Raw genomic sequence first — 19,261 nt, 5'->3', positions numbered from 1 at the left:
GGAAGAATAAAAAATGAATATGGAGTTCATTGAGGCCCTCCATGAATTGGAGAAAGACAGAGGGATCTCAGCGGATATTCTGTTTGAAGCCATTGAAGCGGCCCTGATATCTGCTTACAAGAAAAATTTTGCTTCATTACAGAATGTCCGGGTACATATCGACCGTATGACTGGAGAGTTCAAAGTTTTCGCCCGGAAAAACGTGGTGGAAGAGGTTGAAGATTCACGAACTCAGGTAAGTATGGAAGAAGCACAGAAGATTGACCCCAACTATGCCATCGATGATGTGGTGGAATACGAAGTCACGCCCCGTGAATTTGGGCGGATTGCGGCTCAGACAGCTAAACAAGTAGTAGTGCAAAGAATTCGTGAAGCTGAGCGGGGCATGATTTACGATGAATATATCAACCGGGAAGGGGATATCGTTACCGGAATTGTTCAGCGCTATGATCAGAAAAACGTCATTGTTGATTTAGGTAAGGTAGAGGCCATTCTGACAGCACAGGAACAAATTCCCGGTGAGACTTATCAACCCTTTGAGCGGATTAAGACCTTTGTGGTAGAAGTCAAAAAAACAACCAAAGGGCCTCAGGTCATGCTCTCCCGTACCCACCCGGGTCTGATTAAACGTTTGTTTGAACTGGAAGTGCCGGAAATCCATGACGGACTGGTTGAGATTAAAGGTGTGTCCCGGGAGGCGGGAGCCCGCTCTAAAATCGCTGTTTATTCCCGGGATGCCAATGTAGATCCTGTGGGGGCTTGCGTAGGACCGAAAGGCAGCCGGGTTCAAACCATTGTTACCGAGTTGAAGGGTGAAAAGATAGACATCGTCAATTATTCCACAGATCCTGAGGAATTTGTGGCTAATGCCCTTTCCCCGGCCAAAGTTGTGGGAGTATACCCTAAACCTAATGAGAAAGTGGCTTTGGTCGTAGTTCCCGACTATCAATTATCCCTGGCGATCGGCAAAGAAGGTCAAAATGCCCGTTTGGCCGCCAAGCTGACCAATTGGAAGATTGACATTAAGAGTGAGTCCCAGGCCCTGGCCCAAAATCTTATTCCCGATAAGAATGAAGTCCAGGGAGAATACGAAGAGTACGACGAATTCGCTGATTATGCAGAGTATGAAAACTACGATGAATATGAAGACTATAGCGAATACGATGACTATGAAGAGAATGAGGACTACGATGAAAACGCGACCTATGGGGAGAATTATGATGATGAGCTGGTTTATGATGAGAATGACCAGTATGAGGAATTCGATGCTTATCAAAATGAAGAACTTCCCTACGAAGAAAGCGAAGACTATGCAGCGACTCCGGATAACGGGGAGCCTAAGGCCGAAAATGCTGAGGAAAACTATGCCTACACAGAGTCAGGCGATAAGGAAGAACGACTGACGGAACGGGATCGGTCCATGATGAAATACTTTGAAGCGGATGAGAAAAACAGCCGCAAGGAGAAAAAGAAGAAAGCCAAAGGCAAAAGGTAGGTGAATGCTATGAAGACACGCAAAATTCCGCTAAGAATGTGTCTGGGCTGTCAAGAAATGAAACCGAAAAAGGAGCTCATTCGCGTAGTTCGCACCCCAGAAGGAGCCGTGGAGCTTGACCTCACTGGTAAACGGAATGGCCGTGGCGCATACATTTGCCCCGATATCGAGTGCTTTAAAGCAGCAGTAAAGGGTAAGCGGTTCCAAAAAGCCCTGGAAATTGAACTGGCACCTCAAGTGATTGAGGAATTGGAAAGGAAGTTGGGTAGAGAGTGCTAGAACGAATCTACTCACTCTTAGGATTAGCCCGAAGAGCGGGAAAAATTACCTCCGGAGAGTCACAAATAGAAGTTATGCTAAAGAAGGGGAAGGGATTTCTTCTCATTTTGGCTGAAGACGCTCCTGGAACTCATAAGAAATATGGGAAATGGGCGGAAGACCTTCGCTTGCCTGTTTTGATACTGGGGACTAAGCAGGACTTGGGGATGGCCATCGGGCTCTCCCCAAGATCAACGGTTTTGATTATGGACGAAGGATTTGCTAAGGCCATATTAAAGATAAGGAGTTGACGCCTGGAAAGATAATGTGCGCTGAATATGTGGGGGTGGTATTTTGAGTATACGTGTTCATGAATTAGCCAAGGAATTAAATTTAAGCAGCAAAGAAGTGATGAGTCGCCTGGAAAGTATAGGTGTCGATGTAAAGAACCATTTGAGTGCCGTCGAAGATCAGGATGCCAATCGTCTTCGGACTCGAATTCAGAAACCGCAGGGTAAAGAACAAGCCGTAGAACCTAGGAAAAGCGTTCCGTCCCAGGAAAGCAAGAACTTAACGCAAGGGCCGGCTGAAGGGAATCGTGACAAATCTCAAGGTTTGCAAGTGGAAAGTTCCCGAGTAGAAGGAGAAGGACGTCCTCAAGGGCAGAGACCAATGGGAGATCGTCCTCAGGGGCAAAGACCAATGGGAGATCGTCCTCAGGGGCAAAGACCCATGGGAGATCGTCCTCAAGGGCAGAGACCGATGGGAGATCGTCCTCAAGGGCAAAGACCAATGGGAGATCGTCCCCAAGGGCAGAGACCGATGGGAGATCGCCCTCAAGGGCAGAGACCGATGGGAGATCGTCCTCAGGGGCAAAGACCAATGGGAGATCGTCCTCAAGGGCAAAGACCAATGGGAGATCGTCCTCAGGGGCAGAGACCGATGGGAGATCGTCCTCAAGGGCAAAGACCAATGGGAGATCGTCCTCAGGGGCAAAGACCAATGGGAGATCGTCCTCAGGGGCAAAGACCCATGGGAGATCGTCCTCAAGGGCAGAGACCGATGGGAGATCGTCCTCAAGGGCAAAGACCAATGGGAGATCGTCCCCAAGGGCAGAGACCGATGGGAGATCGCCCTCAAGGGCAGAGACCGATGGGAGATCGTCCTCAGGGGCAAAGACCAATGGGAGATCGTCCTCAAGGGCAAAGACCAATGGGAGATCGTCCTCAGGGGCAGAGACCGATGGGAGATCGTCCTCAAGGGCAAAGACCAATGGGAGATCGTCCCCAAGGGCAGAGACCGATGGGAGACCGTCCCCAGGGACAAAGACCACCTCAGAGACCCCCTGCAACTCCTGGTACACCAGCTGTAGAGCAACCGCCTAAGCGTCAAATCGGTGAAAAGAAGAAGCCACAAGACCGGAATTTTGAACGCAAAAAAGAGATGGAAAAAGAGATACGCGCACCACGAGGCAACAGACGCAATGTGAAGGCAGCACCACGGGAGATTCGTGATACAGCCCCCAAGCATATCGTTATTCCGGAGAGCCTGACGGTTCAGGATTTGGCAGCCAAAATGAGTCGCAAATCCGGAGAAGTTATCAAGAAACTGATGGATATGGGTGTCATGGCCACCATCAATCAAGAGATTGATTCGGAAACTGCCGTCATTATTGCGGGAGAAATGGGAGTTACAGTGGAGGTTAAGATCGAAAAGCCCATCACTGTGATTGAAGAGATTGAGGACGATCCTGCTGAACTGCGGTCACGTCCACCCGTTGTCACTGTCATGGGGCATGTTGACCATGGTAAAACATCACTCCTTGATGCCATACGGACGACTAAAGTCACTGCATCGGAAGCAGGGGGTATCACTCAGCATATTGGTGCTTATCAGGTAGAGATCAATGGACAGAAGATTACCTTCCTTGATACCCCGGGCCATGAAGCGTTTACCGCTATGCGCGCTCGCGGGGCTCAAGTCACGGATATTGCCATTCTTGTGGTGGCTGCAGATGATGGTGTGATGCCCCAAACTGTTGAGGCGATCAACCATGCCAAAGCTGCCGATGTGCCGATCATTGTCGCCATCAACAAGATTGATAAAGAAGAGTCTAACCCGGATCGGGTTAAGCAGGAATTGACCGAGTATGGACTGGTGGTTGAAGAATGGGGAGGAGACACCATCGCGGTGCCTGTTTCAGCCAAAGCCCGCATGAATATTGAACAGCTCTTGGAGATGGTTCTGCTTGTCGCGGAAATCAAAGAGCTGAAGGCCAACCCCAATCGCAGTGCCACCGGAACAGTGATTGAAGCTGAATTGGATAAAGGAAAGGGACCTGTGGCGACAGTTCTCGTCTCTAAAGGAACCTTAAATGTTGGCGATATTATTCTCGCCGGATCCTCCTTTGGCCGCATTCGTGCCATGGTGGATGACAAAGGACGCCGTGTTAAAAAAGCCGGTCCTTCCACTCCTGTCGAGGTTCAGGGGCTCAATGAGGTTCCCAAAGCCGGTCAAGTCTTCAATGTTGTTGACGATGAGAAACATGCCCGCCAGATTGCCGAAGCACGTGCTAACGAGCGGAAGGCTGAAGAAGTGCGGCAGACGACTAAAGTCAGCTTAGAGGACCTTTTCGATCGGATTAAAGAAGGGGAAGTCAAAGAGCTGAATGTGATCATCAAGGCTGACGTTCAGGGCTCTATCGAGGCTCTGAAGCAATCACTGCTTCGTTTATCCACCAGTGAAGTCAGGGTCAACCCGATTCATGGAGGGGTTGGAGCCATTACAGAGACAGACATCATGCTTGCCGCGGCTTCCAATGCTATCATCATTGGCTTTAACGTCCGCCCCGACGCCAATACCAAAGCAACAGCAGAGCTGCAAGGAGTAGATATGCGCCTCTATCGGGTCATCTATGATGCGATTGAGGATGTTAAGGCTGCTATGACAGGTATGCTGGATCCTGATTTTAAAGAAGTGGTACAAGGCCGGGCTGAAGTTCGCCAAGTCTTTAAAGTTCCCAAAGTTGGAACTGTCGGCGGATCTTATGTGCTCAACGGCAAGATCACAAGGCACTCCAAAATCCGCGTCATTCGTGATGGCATAGTCATTCATGAAGGAGAGCTGGAATCCCTGAGACGTTTCAAGGACGATGCCAAAGAGGTTGTGGAAGGCTACGAATGCGGTATTGGAGTAGCAAACTTCAATGATATTAAAGAGGGAGACATTATAGAGGCCTTTATCATGGAAGAAGTGAAACGACAACTATAATTCACCCCTATGGAGGGAGACCACATGGCTAAACATCGTTCGAATAGGCTCGCCGAGACCCTAAAGCAAGAAATATCCCAGTTGATCCGGGAGGAACTCAAGGACCCCAGGATTGGCTTTGTGACGGTGACCAGTGTCGAAGTCGCCGATGACCTTGGCAATGCTAAAGTCTATGTCAGTGTTTTGGGTGACTCCCAGCAGGCTAAGGATTCATTGGATGCCTTAAAAAGGGCAGCGGGCTTCGTACGCAGCGAAATCGGCAAAAGGGTTCGCTTAAGGCATGCTCCTGAGATCGTGTTCAAGTACGATACTTCCATCGAGCATGGCGCTCATATCGCCCAATTGCTGCGGGGAGTAAAGCAGGAGGAAGAAAAAGACGAGGGCGAATCCCATGATCAATAGTGTAATAACTCAAATGGCAGAGGAATTAAGAAAAGCGTCAAAAGTGGCGCTTTTCTCCCATGTATCCCCGGACGGGGATTGCATAGGATCCATGCTGGGAATTGGCTTGGCATTAGAAGCTTTGGGGAAAGAAGTAGCGATGTTTAACCCCGATCCAATTCCGCGCAATTTAAGTTTTTTGCCCGGTGTAGACAAGATTACTCAATCAATGCCTGATCCTCTTCCTGAAACGTTGCTTTTTGTAGATTGCGCCGACTTGCAACGGGTCCAATTGCAAAGGGAGGATCTGCCCGCGGATGCCGTCATTCTGAATTTAGACCACCATATTTCCAATCAGAACTTTGGCAGGATTAATTGGGTGGATAGTCAGGCTGCAGCCAGCGGTGAGCTCGCGTATGTTTTAGTACGCCGGCTTAATGTGGAATTAACTCAGGAAATCGCTGCCAACCTCTATACAGCTTTATTGACAGATACCGGATCCTTTAAGTATGCCAATACCACTGCGAAGACTCATCAGATTGCCGGTGAACTCATGGAGACCGGAATCAGCTTAGGTGATATTCATCATTTCGTCTTTGATCAAACCCCTATGGTTAAGTTAGAGTTGCTGCGGCGGGGCTTAAATCAATTGCAGTTTTTTGCAGAGGGACAACTAGGGATGATGACCTTAAGGAAACAAGACTTTGAGGAAAGCGGTGCTGAGGAAAGTTTAAGCGAAGGGCTGATCGACCATGCCCGAACTGTAGAAGGGGTAGAGGTCGCAGTCTTACTTAAAGAAGTCAAACCTGATGTGGTGCGTGTAAGCCTGCGCTCCAATCGCTGGTTTGATGTCAACAGAATCGCCGATGGTTTTGGCGGTGGGGGACATCAACGGGCGGCAGGCTGCACCTTGCATCTTTCCCTGGAAGAAGCAAAGCAGAAGGTTCGGCAAATCATTGAGGAGGAGCTCAAGCTTGGACGGAGTCATTAATGTACTCAAACCCCCAGGGATGACTTCTTCTGATGTGGTCGTTCGCTTAAGAAGAATATTGAACACCCGGAAAATTGGGCATACGGGAACCTTGGATCCCGAGGTTACGGGGGTATTGCCCATTTGCGTCGGTAAAGCAACCCGCTTGGCTGAATATATCACCAATCAGGGAAAATCCTACCGTTGTGAGATGATTTTTGGCATAACGACAGACACCCAGGATGCTTCCGGAGAGATTCTCCACAAGGAGCCGGCTCAGGTGAGTGCTGAGGATTTTCAACGGCTCATTCCCCAGTATCTTGGTTCCATCCGGCAGATTCCACCTATGTTCTCGGCGGTAAAACATCAAGGGAAACGTCTTTATGAATTAGCCCGTCAGGGTCTGGAAGTGGAAAGAACATCCCGGGAAATACACATCGATCATTTGCAGCTTATGGAATGGATTGCAGGTGAATACCCTAAGGCGATTTTTGAAGTGGATTGTTCAAAGGGCACCTACATACGGACATTGTGCCATGATATGGGGCAGACTTTAGGGTGCGGGGCACATATGTCAGCGCTGATCCGCCTCCGTTCCGGACCCTTTCATATTCAGGAGAGTCTATCCCTGGAGACGATTCAAAACTTTATGGAGCAGGATGATTATTCATTCCTGATTCCTTACATCCAAGTATTGGACTTACCCCGGGTGTCCTTGTCTCCGCAAAGAGCGTTGGCCTTTCGCAATGGACTTTCGACAGCGAAAAGTCAAATTGAGGTCGGGGCTGAGATAGGTGAGGGGTGCGAAGTTCAAGTCTTTAGTGAGGGAAATTTTTTAGGTATAGGAATTTGGAGAGAGCAGGCCCTCTGTCCTTACAAAGTTTTTTAAGGATAAAAATAGAGTAGTACTGAGGGAAAGTTAGGTGGGGAACTATGCAAATCATCCAAGAATTACCGTCAGACCCTGGGCATCAGTGTGTATTGGCTTTAGGAAATTTTGACGGAGTGCATCTGGGACATCAACGCTTGCTTAAAAGCGGTTTGGAGCAAGCTGCTCAAAAAGGAGTGGATCTTGCCGTTCTTCTGTTTGAACCTCATCCCTTGAAGCTGCTTTTTCCGGAAAGGGTTCTAGGCTTCCTGACCACTCAAAAAGAGCAGATGAGGTTGTTTTCTGAAATCGGCGTCGATCGGGTTTATTTAGTACCCTTTACAAAGGAAATGGCTGATACGTCCCCTGAAGGGTTTGTCAGAGATATCCTTGTCAAACTCGGCGTCATTCATATTGTGGTTGGCTTCAACTACTCCTTTGGTGCCTTGGGAAAAGGGACTGCTGAAGACCTTCAGTGCTATGGCCAAGACTATGGCTTTGGAGTCAGTGTGCTCCAGCCCCAGACGTTTGAGGGCAAGGTCATCTCTTCGACAGCCGTCCGCAAGGCTTTGCTTAATGGGGATGCCGTCCAAGCCAAGAAGCTGTTGGGCCGGACCTATAAGCTGGTGGGAACTGTGGTTGAAGGAGAAAGGCGCGGCCATGACTTAGGGTATCCGACAGCAAACTTAAGGATCTATGAAGAGCTGATTATTCCCAAACGGGGAGTCTATGCCGTATGGGCCGAGATCGAAGGACGGCTTGTTCATGGTATGATGAATATTGGCATGAAGCCCACGTTTCATGAGGAATATGCCCTTACGGTAGAAATACACTTCTTTGATTTCAGCGGCGATCTTTATGGCATGGAATTAGCAATATGCTGTGAAGAGAAGATTCGTGATGAAAGAAAATTCAATGGTTTTGACGAGCTGAAGGGACAGCTGGAACGGGATGCCTTAAAGACGAAACAAGTACTGGAAGAAATCTTCGGAAACCCTGTTCAGGCCGTAAATGCTCATTAAATTCCTTTACAAATAGAATTTTTTTTAGTAAAATACATGAGAACCGCTCGCTCGGGCTTGCGTTCTCCGTCGCAATTCTGGGCAGCAGGCGATTTTTAGAATTAATGGAGGTAAATTACCATGATGACAGCCGAAAAGAAAAAAGAAATTATTGCGAAGTTCCAACAACACGAAGGAGATACCGGTTCTCCTGAAGTGCAGATTGCCTTGCTCACTGAGCGCATTACCTATTTAACTGAGCACTTCAAGACCCACAAGAAGGATCATCATTCCCGCCGTGGCCTTTTGAAGATGGTTGGACAACGCCGTGCTCTGCTCAACTATCTGAAAGATATGGACTTCAACCGCTATCGTAAGATTATTTCCGATCTCGGCTTACGCCGTTAATCCTGTTCGCACACTATAAAATGGAGAGAAAAGAGAGACAGACTATTCCTGTCTCTCTTTTTTATACGTATCAGGGAATAAAGCTTTTATTGGCGGATAGTAAGGGCAACTAAAGACGACCCTTTCGCCAGGACTCAGCGAAATCAGGTTTTCTTTATATAATTAGTTTTTTTAATCTAAATGCAGGAAATAATAACAATATGTCGAAGATGAATCAAGTTAAGAAGAAAATAGTTGGAGAGAATTTTAAGGAGGTTCCATTGTGACACAGGAAGTATTAGAACGTTCGATCCAGGTCGGCGGCAGGACGATGACCTTCCAAACCGGGAAAATAGGTAAGCAAGCGGGCGGTGCCATTTTCTGCCGGTATGGGGATACCGTTGTTTCAGCATTTGCTACTGGAAGTGCTCAACCAAGGGAAGGTATTGACTTTTTTCCGTTGACCGTTGAATTTGAAGAGAGACTCTATGCCGCCGGGAAAATTCCGGGAGGCTTTATTAAGCGGGAGGGGCGCCCCAGTGAGAAGGCGATTCTGTCTGCCCGCCTCATCGACCGGCCGATTCGGCCTCTATTCCCCGAAGGCTATCGCAATGATGTACAAGTCGTTGCTCAGGTAATGTCGGTCGATCAGGATTGTGCCTCCGACATTACCGGTATTAACGCAGCCTCGGCAGCCTTGACGATTTCCAATGTTCCCTTCGAAGGACCGGTAGCTGCTGTGACCGTGGGTTTAATCGGGGATGAATTTATTATTAACCCCACCGTTGAACAGTCCGAAAAAAGCGTCATGCATCTTACCGTCGCCGGTACAAAGGATGCGGTAATGATGGTGGAAGCCGGTGCCCAAGAGGTACCGGAAGCTCAAATGCTGGAAGCCATTATGTTTGGTCACCGTGAGATTCAACGTATTGCTGAGTTTATCGAGAACTATCGCCTCGAAGCTCTGGAAAGAAATTTAGCCAAACCCAAACAAGAAGTTGTGATGAAGCAGATGCCGGAAGAGATCGTCCAGGCGGTCAAAGCATTTGCCTATGATAAAATGGATCAGGCAGTTCGCACCGAAGAAAAGAAAGCAAGGGAAGAAGCCATCCGGCAAGTGAAGGAAGAGGCCTTGGCTCATTTCGCGGAGCAATACCCTGAAGACCTGAAAACCATTGATAAGATTCTGGAAGATTTCGTACATAAGATTGTGCGGCGTTTGATTACTGTAGAGCATATTCGTCCCGATGGACGTGCTTTAGACGAAATCCGTCCCATCAGTGTCGAAGTCGGAATCTTACCCAGAACTCATGGTACCGGTCTGTTTACCCGGGGGCAAACTCAGGTACTCACGGTGGCCACTCTGGGAGCCGTTGGTGATGAACAGATTCTTGACGGGTTAGGCCTTGAAGAGTCCAAGCGCTACATGCACCACTATAATTTCCCGCCTTACAGTGTAGGGGAAACCCGTCCTATGCGCGGACCGGGTCGTCGGGAAATTGGCCACGGAGCTCTGGCTGAACGGGCCCTTCTCCCTGTTATCCCTAATGAAAACGATTTCCCCTATACCATTCGTCTGGTCTCGGAGGTTCTTGAATCCAATGGTTCCAGCTCGATGGCCTCAGTGTGCGGCAGCACTCTTTCCTTGATGGATGCCGGAGTGCCTGTTAAATCTCCTGTGGCCGGAATAGCTATGGGCTTGATCAGCGAGGAGAATCATATCGCCATTCTTTCCGACATTCAAGGAATGGAAGATCATGATGGAGATATGGATTTCAAAGTGGCAGGAACCAGTCAAGGTGTGACAGCCTTGCAGATGGATATAAAAATCAAAGGGGTATCCCGGGAAATCCTGGAAAGAGCCCTTACTCAAGCGAAAGAAGGACGCCTGTTTATTCTTGATAAAATGCTCTCTGTGATTGAAAAACCACGACCGGAGCTTTCACCCTTTGCGCCGAGAATTATTACGGCATCCATTCACCCGGATAAGATCCGTGAGGTGATTGGACCTGGCGGTAAGACCATTAAGAAGATCATTGATGAAACCGGTGTCAAGATCGATATCGAAGATGATGGCCGGGTCTTTATATCCGCAGTGGATGGAGAAGCCGGGGAGAACGCCCTTAAGATCATCCAAGCCCTTACCCAAGAGGTGGAAGTAGGCCGTATTTATAATGGCCGGGTAACCCGGATTATGGACTTCGGAGCCTTTGTAGAAGTTATTCCCGGTGTGCTGGGATTAAGCGGCAAAGAAGGGCTGGTTCATATTTCCCAACTGGCCCACGGACGGGTTGAGAAAGTAGAAGATGTGGTGAAACTGGGAGACGAAATCCTGGTTAAAGCGACAGGCATCGATAAGCAAGGGCGCTTGAACCTTTCCCGGAAAGAGGCACTTCCCAACCCCAACCCTAATCCCAATGGAAGCACAGCCAATAAAAATCCCAGGAATAGTTAAAGAAGAATAGCCTCAATTATTCTGCATTCGTCCCCCCTTGCATACATCTAAATGGAAGGGGGTAGACGAATGTATGTTTTTAAAATTCCATTTAAGACCTTAAAGCTTTTCGGACTTATTCTCGTATTAGCTGTCGGCTTATTGATAGAACAGAGAGTGGTGGGGATCGTGGCAAACCTCCCCACCCCTATAGACCAAGTCAAGACCGAGAAGAAAGTCATGGCTTTAACCATTAATGTGGATTGGGGCGGAGAGTTTGTGCCCGGGATTCTGGAGGCTTTAGATAAGTATCATGCCAAAGCAACCTTCTTCCTTACGGGACGCTGGGCTAAAAATAATCCGGAAATGGTGAAAGAGCTCCAGGCCCGCGGCCACGCCATCGAAAATCATGGCTATTCCCATCCCCATCCTGACCAAATATCCGTCAGTGCCAATCAAGAAGAAATTCTGAAGACAGAAGCGATCATTCAGGAGATCACTGGAACCAAGACCAAGTATTATGCACCGCCTTATGGCGAAAAGGGAGCCTCAGGGCTTAAAGCGGCTGAAAATCTTGGCTATACCACCATTCTTTGGACCCTGGATACGGTGGATTGGCGTCCGGAAAGTACGCCGGAAATTATTACCAAGCGCATTGTGGATCCTGCCGTACGGTTTGGCATTAAGCCCACCCGAGAAGGAGCTATTGTGTTAATGCATCCCAAAGAGAACACAGTGAAAGCTTTGCCCAATATTTTAAGCCAACTGACCAAGGAAGGATTCCAATTCATTACTGTAAATGAACTGATAACATTGGAAGGAGTCGGAGATACTACCTCATAGACTTTAATGTGAGGTGGTAGAATGTTCAAGCAAAAATGGACGCAAGCCGGGGTTTGCGTTCTTATTTCACTATCTTTAAGTGCTGCTCCCGTGTATGCGCAAACCACGGACACCAATCAAGGATTAATACCGACATCCTCGTTAGCTATTACTGCCGATGCGGCGGTACTGATGGATGGGGCAACAGGAGATATACTTTATGACAAAAACGCTCATAAGCAAAGACCGCCAGCCAGCACTACCAAGATTTTAACGGCAATTCTTGGGCTGGAATTGGGAAAACCCGACGAGCTCGTCGTGGTAAGCGAAAAAGCGGCAGCTGTCGGTGAATCCACCATTCACCTGGACCCAGGGGAAAAGATTCTGCTCTATGAACTGGTTACAGGGGCCATGGTCAAATCAGGAAATGATGCCTGTGTAGCTATTGCAGAACAAATAGCGGGTACTGAAGAGGATTTTGTCCGATTAATGAACCAAAAAGCGTTCCTGCTCGGAGCGAAAAATACCCATTTTGAAAACACCAACGGCTTGCCCAGCAAAAACCATGTCTCGACAGCCTATGATTTGGCTTTAATGGCTCGTTACGGACTGCAGATCCCGGCATTTACTTCGATTACGCGCTTAAAAGAAACGGAAATTCATTTTATTGAACCCGATTTTTTCATGAACTTAAGAAATACCAATAAACTGCTTTGGAATTACCCTTATACTGATGGAGTTAAGACAGGGACAACCACTGCCGCCGGAAAATGTTTGGTTGCAGCGGCGACGAAAGATGGCCGGCAGCTGATTGCTGTTGTCCTCCATGCTCCCGACCGTTTCGGGGATGCGCAAAAGCTCTTGGAATGGGGCTTTAACGAAACAGAAACACTGAATTATGTACAAGCGGGAGAAACTATTGAGTTTCCTGCTGAAAATTCAGAGCCGATTAAAGCCTTTGCCCAAAATCCGATTCAGATCAGTATCTTAAAGACGGATAAAGAAAAACTTGAAAAGAAAATTGTTTGGACAAGAGAGCCAGGTCTCCCCATTAAGGCCGGTGATAGTTTAGGAGCATATGAGGTATGGCTGAACGGAGAAAAATTAGGCAGCACACCACTTTATGCGGAAAGTTCGGTCAAGCCAAAAGGGAGATTAAGCAATCTCTTAGAGGGGAAGTGAAAGGTATGTATCAAAAAACCGTTTTACCTAACGGAGTTCGTATCATTACGGAGGAAATAGATTATGTACGCTCAGTAGCTGTAGGGATATGGGTAGGAGCGGGTTCCCGGGACGAGAGGGAAGGGTATGAAGGTATATCTCATTTTATAGAGCACATGTTTTTTAAAGGAACAAAAAACCGTACTGCCCGTGATATCGCTGAATCTTTGGAAGCTGTGGGGGGGCAGCTCAATGCCTTTACCACAAAGGAATATACCTGTTACTATGCCAAAGTGCTGGACGAGGACATGGATTTGGCCATGGATGTGCTCAATGATATGTTTTTTGAGTCTCTCTTTGATGAAAACGAAATAGAAAAAGAAAAGAAAGTCGTCATCGAAGAGATAAAAATGTATGAGGATTCTCCCGATGAATTGATTCATGACCTGTTTTCCGATCATGTCTGGAATGACCATCCTTTGGGAAGACCCATTTTAGGGACCGAGGAGAGTGTTAAAGGACTAAGCCGCGAGAAAATTCTTGATTTTATGGATCATCACTACGCTCCGGATAATCTGGTCATTGCCGTGGCGGGCAAAATCAAGCATGACGAGGTCTTGAAGAAGCTTGCTCCTCTTTACGGTGAATTCAAACGGGGAGGAAGACGAATTCTGGAAGAGACCCCCAAAGGTCAGCAGGTGCAGGAAATGATCCTGAAAGATACCGAACAAATGCACCTCATCCTGGGAGTTCCCGGTTTAGGGCAGGAAGATGAGGATCTCTATCCCATGCATATCCTCAATAACATCCTGGGGGGAGGCTTAAGTTCCCGTTTGTTCCAAGAAATCAGGGAGCAGCGGGGAATGGCTTACACTGTGTTTTCCTATCATTCCACTTATGTGGATACCGGTTTGTTTGCTATTTATGCAGGAACCACCCCTTCAAATTCTCAGGAAGTAGTAGAATGCGTTCTCGCCGAGATTTTAGATATTAAGAAGAATGGCATATCCCAATCCGAGCTGCAACGGACCAAGTCTCAGATTAAGGGCGGACTTTATCTGGGCTTAGAATCAGCAAGCAGCAGGATGAGCCGTTTAGGCAAGACGGAATTGACCTATAATCGGGTGATCTCTCCCGAAGAAGTGGTTGAAAAGCTGGAACGTGTTACCGTTGAGGATACGAAGCGAGTCATCAACCGCCTGTGGAAGCGGGATAAAATAAGTCTCCTCATGTTAGGTCCGGCAGGGAATGAAGTGGATATGGACGCGCTATTTGAGAAGATAGGCTGGGATGAAGAGTAGGAGAGGAGCGGAAATTGAATTCAATTAAAGTAAAGATAGCTTATGTCAGGAAAGACAAGGCTCCCAAGCTTCCCCAATACGCCACACCGGGAGCAGCCGGTGTGGACTTACAAGCTTCTCTGGATCAGGAGCTGACCATCGAGCCGGGGCAGATCGTTAAAATTCCTACCGGACTGGCCATAGAGCTGCCCCATGCAGGGGTCGGAGCCTTTGTCTTTGCCCGCAGTGGTCTGGCCTCCAAGTATGGTCTGGCTTTAGCCAACGGAGTGGGGGTTATCGATTCAGATTATCGGGGTGAAATTCTGGTGGCAGTCATCAACCAGGGTTCGGAACCTTTTGTTGTAAAAGACGGGGATCGGATTGCGCAAATGGTTTTTCTGCCCGTATTTATTGGTGAGTTTTACCTGGCAGACCAATTGGATGAGACCGGCCGGGGTTGCGGCGGCTTTGGTTCGACAGGTGTTTCCTAAGTTGTTGAGTGTAAAAAGTTCTAGGGTGCATGAACTTGTCATACACATCCCATAGAGGAGGTATGGCCATGCAAGCCCTAGGACTTTTTTTACTTGCCGCTGGAATCCTGGCATCCCTTCGCTCCAGGCGCTATCTGCTTATGTGGCGAACAGATACAAAACCCAGTCTGTTATCGGCAGCTATAACCCAGCTCGTAGGTACTGCGGGGGGAATCTATCTCTCCCTGGAGCTATTATTTTCTTTCTTAAAAATTCCGGAGAATTGGTGGAATCCATCAACATTCATTGTCGAGCCACTTGCTGTCATCTCCCTGGCCCTGGCCATTGTGCAGCCTTTTGCGGTTCAGTTGTGGCTGAAAATTAAAAAATAAGGAGGAGTCATGATGCTTCTTAGCGACTTAGCGGGTAAAGAAATTATCAATTTATTTGACGGAGCAAAATTGGGACTGGTGGGAGATGCAGATTTAGCTATTTCGGCAAGTGGAGCGATTGAAGCCATTATCCTTACTTCCCGCTCCGGCTTTTCAGGGCTTTGGGGAAATAACGAAAGAGATAGAGATATTCTGGTGATTCCCTGGGAAGCTATTAAAAAGGTAGGTTCGGAAGTCATTATTGTGGATATGAGTGGTAGAACAGAGCGCATTAATAAAGGAAGCTTACTGTAGATAGAGCGGCCTCTATCTACAGTTTAGCTGACTTATCCTCTGTGGGGGTAAATATTCTGTTTGACATGAATACGTTAATTAACTAAAATAGTAAAAAGGGTTCAACAACCCCGAAATGCCTTGGCAGCGGGGTTGTTAGTGTAGCGAGGGTTATAGATGAAGAAAATTCGTGTTTTTGTTTCTGGAGCCGGAGGAAAAATGGGCAGGGAAGTAGTTCGCACTATCCTCGACCAGGAAGATATGCAGCTGGTTGGTGCTTCAGATGCACGTCAGCAAGGCAGGGATATAGGAGAGCTTCTGGCCATGGCTCCCTTAGGGATTGAGATAACCGGCCCTCTGGAAGTGGCGCACCTTAAAGAGACCCGGGCAGATATTATGGTGGATTTTACCAATCCTCAATCTGTACTGAAAAATGCCAAATGTGCTTTGGCGGCCGGAGTCGTTCCAGTCTTAGGGACCACGGGCTTAGATGAAGCCGATATTTCGGAAATCCGGGATCTTGTGGATCAAACGAAAGTGGGGGCTTTTATTGCCCCGAATTTTGCCATAGGCGCCATACTCATGATGCGCTTTGCTCAGGAGGCTGCAAAGTATTTCCCTCATGTGGAGATTATTGAGCTGCATCATGACCAAAAGCTGGATGCACCTTCCGGAACGGCTCTCAAAACCGTAGAGTGGATATCAGAAGTAAGAAAACCCCTGGTGCAGGGTCATCCTAATGAGTACGAAAAAATCAAGGGCTCACGGGGCGGTGATGTGGACGGAATTCATATTCATTCTGTTCGCTTGCCCGGATTTATAGCTCATCAGGAAGTCATTTTCGGCGGCCTCGGACAAGCTTTGACGATCCGGCATGATGCCCTTTCCCGGGAAACCTATATGCCTGGGATTATGCTGGCCGTCCGCAAAGCAAGCCAACTCTCAAATTTGGTAATAGGACTAGAGAATTTCCTCGAATAGGAATCCTCATCGGGGAACCGCATTCTATCTTTCCTCATATACTGGATAGTAGTCATGGGACACAGTCTCAAAGGGGGCTTCAAGATGAGTGCGGGTCTAACTGGAATTCGAGTAGCTGTAATTGGAGGGGATGACCGAGAGATTTATATGATTCCGGAGCTTCAAAAGCTAGGGGCCTACATAGTCGGGGTCGGATTTGAAAAAGCAGCTCCAATCCAAGGGGTGACACTCCTTTCTTCACCGCTGGAAGCGGTGGAGAAGGCAGATGTTCTGCTTTTTCCAATGTACGGTACCGATGAACGTGGGGATGTCAAAGCCAAGTATTCCGAGACGCCGATTGTGCTGAATAAGGAACTGTTAAAAGCTGTTTCGCCTAAGGTGCCGCTTTTTATCGGGTGGGCTCGTCCCGCCTTAAAATCAGCTGCAGAAATGCTGGGAATCCAGATTGTCGAAACGGCTAACCTTGATCAACTTGCTATTCTCAACTCGATCCCTTCAGCGGAAGGAGCTATCCAAATGGCCATGGAGGCCTCCCCCATCACTATCCACGGCAGTGAGAGCTTTGTGCTTGGCCTGGGGCGATGTGGCTGGACTCTTGCCCGGACCTTAAAAGGGATGGGGGCTCATGTTACCGGAGTAGCCCGTAAACCGGCGGATCTGGCCAGGGCCTTGGAAATGGGCCTGGAGGCGGTTCATTTTGCTGATCTGGATGAAAAGATTGGGAAGGCGGAACTTATTTTCAATACAGTTCCTCACCTGATTCTGGACAAAGTCATGTTGGAACAGGTGAATCATGAGGCTGTCATTATCGACATTGCTTCACTTCCCGGCGGCACGGATTTTGAATACGCCAAGGCTAAAGGCATCAAAGCAATGCTTGCCCCAGGTCTACCCGGTAAGGTTGCACCCAAAGCAGCAGGGAAAATTCTTGCTCAAGTCTACCCGCAACTTATTCTTCGCCACCTGACCACAAAGAATGCCTCTTTAAAGTTTTGAAGTGGAGGTGACGAAGGCATGAAACTTGACGGGTTAAAGATTGGTTTTGCTGTAACGGGCTCACATTGCACCTTGCATGAAATCACTGAGGTCATGCGTAAGATGGTTGAAGAAGGAGCGGATTTAACGCCCATTATCTCTTATGCCGTAGATACCATGGACACACGATTTGGTAAAGCAGAAGACTGGAAGAAAAAATTCGAAGAAATAACCCAGAAAAAGGTTATTCAGACTATCCCGGATGCTGAACCCATCGGGCCGCAGAAGAAATTTGACTGCCTGCTCATTGCGCCCTGTACAGGCAATACACTGGCAAAGCTGGCCAATGGTATTACCGACACTCCGGTGCTGATGGCGGCCAAAGCCCATCTTCGTAATCAGCGGCCTTTGGTGATAGCCGTCTCAACCAATGATGGCCTGGGATTGAACGCGCGGAATATCGGGACGCTTTTATGTACAAAAAATATATTTCTCGTTCCATTCGGGCAGGATAGCCCGGCTACCAAAGCGAATTCTTTAGTAGCCCATATGGATAAAATTCCGGATACAATTCTCATGGCTTATGAGGGAAAACAAATTCAGCCCATACTGGTTGATTATCACTAATAAACTCAAACTGATCAGTTAGGTGGATATGGTGCTGTGCTTTCAGGCTTAGCACCATATTCCTAGTATTTTATCAGTGGATTAAGGAGGAACATTTATGCCGAATGTTGCAATTGTTGGAGCTACAGGTGCGGTTGGACAAGAGTTCTTAAAGATTCTTGTGGAAAGGAATTTTCCTGTGGAGGAATTACGCTTATTAGCGACAAAACGCTCCGCAGGCAAAAAGATCCTTTGGCAAGGCAGGGAAATTGAGGTTCAAGAAACTACCCATGATAGTTTTAAAGGTATCGATATAGCATTATTTGCCGGAGGATCATCCAGTACAGAATTCGCTCCTTCCGCGGTTAAAAGCGGGGCTGTAGTGATTGATAACAGCAGTGCTTATCGTCTTGATCCTGAGGTCCCCCTGGTCGTACCTGAAGTCAACCCGGAAGATGTAAAATGGCATAAGGGGATCATCGCTAATCCTAACTGTTCAACGATTATTATGGCAGTCGCCTTGAAACCTATCTTTGATCTGGCAGGGATTAAAAGGGTGGTTGTGTCAACCTATCAGGCCGTTTCCGGAGCAGGACGTGAAGGGATCGAAGAATTGGAAGATCAGGTTCGCAATTGGGTGCAAGGGGAAGAAGTGAAGAGTCAGACATTCCCTTATCAAATTGCTTTTAACTTGATTCCCAGAATTGATGTATTCCAAGAAGGAGATTACACCAAAGAAGAGTGGAAGATGGTTAAGGAGACTCAGAAGATTTTTCATGTGGATACTATGCCGATTACGGCAACCACAGTCCGGGTTCCTGTGTTAAGAAGCCATTCCGAATCTATTAACATAGAAACAGAGCGGAGTGTCGGCTTGGATGAGGTCAAGGCAGCTTTCCAAAAGGCTCCGGGAGTTATCGTTGAGGATAATCCGGCAGAAGATCGTTATCCCATGCCTTGGTTTACTTCAGACACCGATGAAGTCTATATAGGCCGTATCCGTAAAGATTTTTCCATTGAAAATGGGATCAATCTCTGGGTTGTGGGTGACCAAATTCGTAAGGGAGCCGCCACCAATACGATACAGATTGCCGAACTCTTATTATAGTCTGATTATGAGCACTGTAGAGAAGAGTGTTCATAGCAGGGTCCATATTAAAATGTTAAAAACACAAGCATACAGCCTCTGGATCAGAGAATAGAATAATTGAATAATAATGTGAGGCGACAGGAGGAG

20 protein-coding genes are annotated in these 19,261 nt (G+C 47.7%); all 20 read left to right on the top strand.

Features of this window, described 5'->3' with window-relative positions; all coding sequences use genetic code 11:
• Nucleotides 1-13 precede the first annotated feature (13 nt).
• Nucleotides 14-1,495, top strand: a complete 1,482-nt coding sequence (gene nusA, locus DHAF_RS18365) for a transcription termination factor NusA (protein WP_015944717.1) — start codon at nt 14-16, stop codon at nt 1,493-1,495.
• A 9-nt stretch (nt 1,496-1,504) separates the two neighbouring features.
• Complete coding sequence (gene rnpM / locus DHAF_RS18360) at nt 1,505-1,774, top strand: RNase P modulator RnpM (RefSeq protein WP_011460394.1); 270 nt, start codon at nt 1,505-1,507, stop codon at nt 1,772-1,774.
• The gene (locus DHAF_RS18355; RefSeq protein WP_015944716.1) at nt 1,768-2,064 is read left to right on the top strand and encodes a L7Ae/L30e/S12e/Gadd45 family ribosomal protein; all 297 of its coding nucleotides are present in this window, start codon (nt 1,768-1,770) and stop codon (nt 2,062-2,064) included. Before rnpM ends, DHAF_RS18355 begins: the two co-directional genes overlap by 7 nt.
• A gap of 43 nt (nt 2,065-2,107) precedes the next feature.
• The gene (infB, locus tag DHAF_RS18350; RefSeq protein WP_011460393.1) at nt 2,108-5,023 is read left to right on the top strand and encodes a translation initiation factor IF-2; all 2,916 of its coding nucleotides are present in this window, start codon (nt 2,108-2,110) and stop codon (nt 5,021-5,023) included.
• Between the two features lie 24 nt (nt 5,024-5,047).
• The gene (rbfA, locus tag DHAF_RS18345; protein ID WP_011460392.1) at nt 5,048-5,425 is read left to right on the top strand and encodes a 30S ribosome-binding factor RbfA; all 378 of its coding nucleotides are present in this window, start codon (nt 5,048-5,050) and stop codon (nt 5,423-5,425) included.
• Entirely contained in the window at nt 5,415-6,395 is a 981-nt protein-coding gene (locus DHAF_RS18340; protein WP_015944715.1) for a DHH family phosphoesterase, read from the top strand. Before rbfA ends, DHAF_RS18340 begins: the two co-directional genes overlap by 11 nt.
• Nucleotides 6,379-7,263 carry a tRNA pseudouridine(55) synthase TruB gene (gene truB, locus DHAF_RS18335; protein ID WP_015944714.1) on the top strand — a complete coding sequence of 295 codons (885 nt, stop codon included), beginning with the start codon at nt 6,379-6,381 and terminating at the stop codon, nt 7,261-7,263. The genes DHAF_RS18340 and truB overlap by 17 nt, the downstream gene beginning before the upstream one ends.
• A 44-nt stretch (nt 7,264-7,307) precedes the next feature.
• Nucleotides 7,308-8,264 (top strand): bifunctional riboflavin kinase/FAD synthetase, encoded by a 957-nt coding sequence (locus DHAF_RS18330; protein WP_015944713.1) that lies wholly within the window; start codon nt 7,308-7,310, stop codon nt 8,262-8,264.
• A 120-nt stretch (nt 8,265-8,384) separates the two neighbouring features.
• The gene (gene rpsO, locus DHAF_RS18325; protein ID WP_005808855.1) at nt 8,385-8,651 is read left to right on the top strand and encodes a 30S ribosomal protein S15; all 267 of its coding nucleotides are present in this window, start codon (nt 8,385-8,387) and stop codon (nt 8,649-8,651) included.
• A gap of 262 nt (nt 8,652-8,913) precedes the next feature.
• Entirely contained in the window at nt 8,914-11,085 is a 2,172-nt protein-coding gene (locus DHAF_RS18320) for a polyribonucleotide nucleotidyltransferase (protein ID WP_015944712.1), read from the top strand.
• A 69-nt stretch (nt 11,086-11,154) separates the two neighbouring features.
• On the top strand, nt 11,155-11,907 hold the full coding sequence (locus DHAF_RS18315; protein WP_015944711.1) for a polysaccharide deacetylase family protein: 753 nt from the start codon (nt 11,155-11,157) through the stop codon (nt 11,905-11,907).
• 21 nt (nt 11,908-11,928) lie between these two features.
• Complete coding sequence (locus DHAF_RS18310; RefSeq protein WP_015944710.1) at nt 11,929-13,068, top strand: D-alanyl-D-alanine carboxypeptidase family protein; 1,140 nt, start codon at nt 11,929-11,931, stop codon at nt 13,066-13,068.
• A 5-nt stretch (nt 13,069-13,073) separates the two neighbouring features.
• On the top strand, nt 13,074-14,348 hold the full coding sequence (locus DHAF_RS18305) for a M16 family metallopeptidase (RefSeq protein ID WP_015944709.1): 1,275 nt from the start codon (nt 13,074-13,076) through the stop codon (nt 14,346-14,348).
• 14 nt (nt 14,349-14,362) lie between these two features.
• Nucleotides 14,363-14,818, top strand: coding sequence for a dUTP diphosphatase (gene dut / locus DHAF_RS18300; protein ID WP_005808844.1), 456 nt, complete (start codon nt 14,363-14,365; stop codon nt 14,816-14,818).
• Nucleotides 14,819-14,886: 68 nt separating this feature from the next.
• On the top strand, nt 14,887-15,189 hold the full coding sequence (locus DHAF_RS18295; RefSeq protein ID WP_015944708.1) for a hypothetical protein: 303 nt from the start codon (nt 14,887-14,889) through the stop codon (nt 15,187-15,189).
• A gap of 12 nt (nt 15,190-15,201) precedes the next feature.
• On the top strand, nt 15,202-15,483 hold the full coding sequence (locus DHAF_RS18290) for a YlmC/YmxH family sporulation protein (protein ID WP_015944707.1): 282 nt from the start codon (nt 15,202-15,204) through the stop codon (nt 15,481-15,483).
• A gap of 156 nt (nt 15,484-15,639) precedes the next feature.
• Nucleotides 15,640-16,443 (top strand): 4-hydroxy-tetrahydrodipicolinate reductase, encoded by an 804-nt coding sequence (dapB, locus tag DHAF_RS18285; protein ID WP_005808837.1) that lies wholly within the window; start codon nt 15,640-15,642, stop codon nt 16,441-16,443.
• Nucleotides 16,444-16,527: 84 nt separating this feature from the next.
• Nucleotides 16,528-17,439: a dipicolinate synthase subunit DpsA gene (gene dpsA, locus DHAF_RS18280; RefSeq protein ID WP_011460385.1), complete on the top strand. Its 912-nt coding sequence runs from the start codon at nt 16,528-16,530 to the stop codon at nt 17,437-17,439.
• Between the two features lie 18 nt (nt 17,440-17,457).
• Nucleotides 17,458-18,045 (top strand): dipicolinate synthase subunit B, encoded by a 588-nt coding sequence (locus tag DHAF_RS18275; protein WP_005808831.1) that lies wholly within the window; start codon nt 17,458-17,460, stop codon nt 18,043-18,045.
• 97 nt (nt 18,046-18,142) lie between these two features.
• Nucleotides 18,143-19,132 (top strand): aspartate-semialdehyde dehydrogenase, encoded by a 990-nt coding sequence (locus tag DHAF_RS18270; RefSeq protein WP_015944706.1) that lies wholly within the window; start codon nt 18,143-18,145, stop codon nt 19,130-19,132.
• Nucleotides 19,133-19,261 lie beyond the last annotated feature (129 nt).

Origin of the sequence: Desulfitobacterium hafniense DCB-2 (genome assembly GCF_000021925.1) — a bacterium.
Lineage (GTDB): Bacteria > Bacillota > Desulfitobacteriia > Desulfitobacteriales > Desulfitobacteriaceae > Desulfitobacterium > Desulfitobacterium hafniense.
The sequence above is the reverse complement of the archived record's forward strand: the minus strand, read 5'-3'. Positions and strand labels throughout refer to the sequence as shown.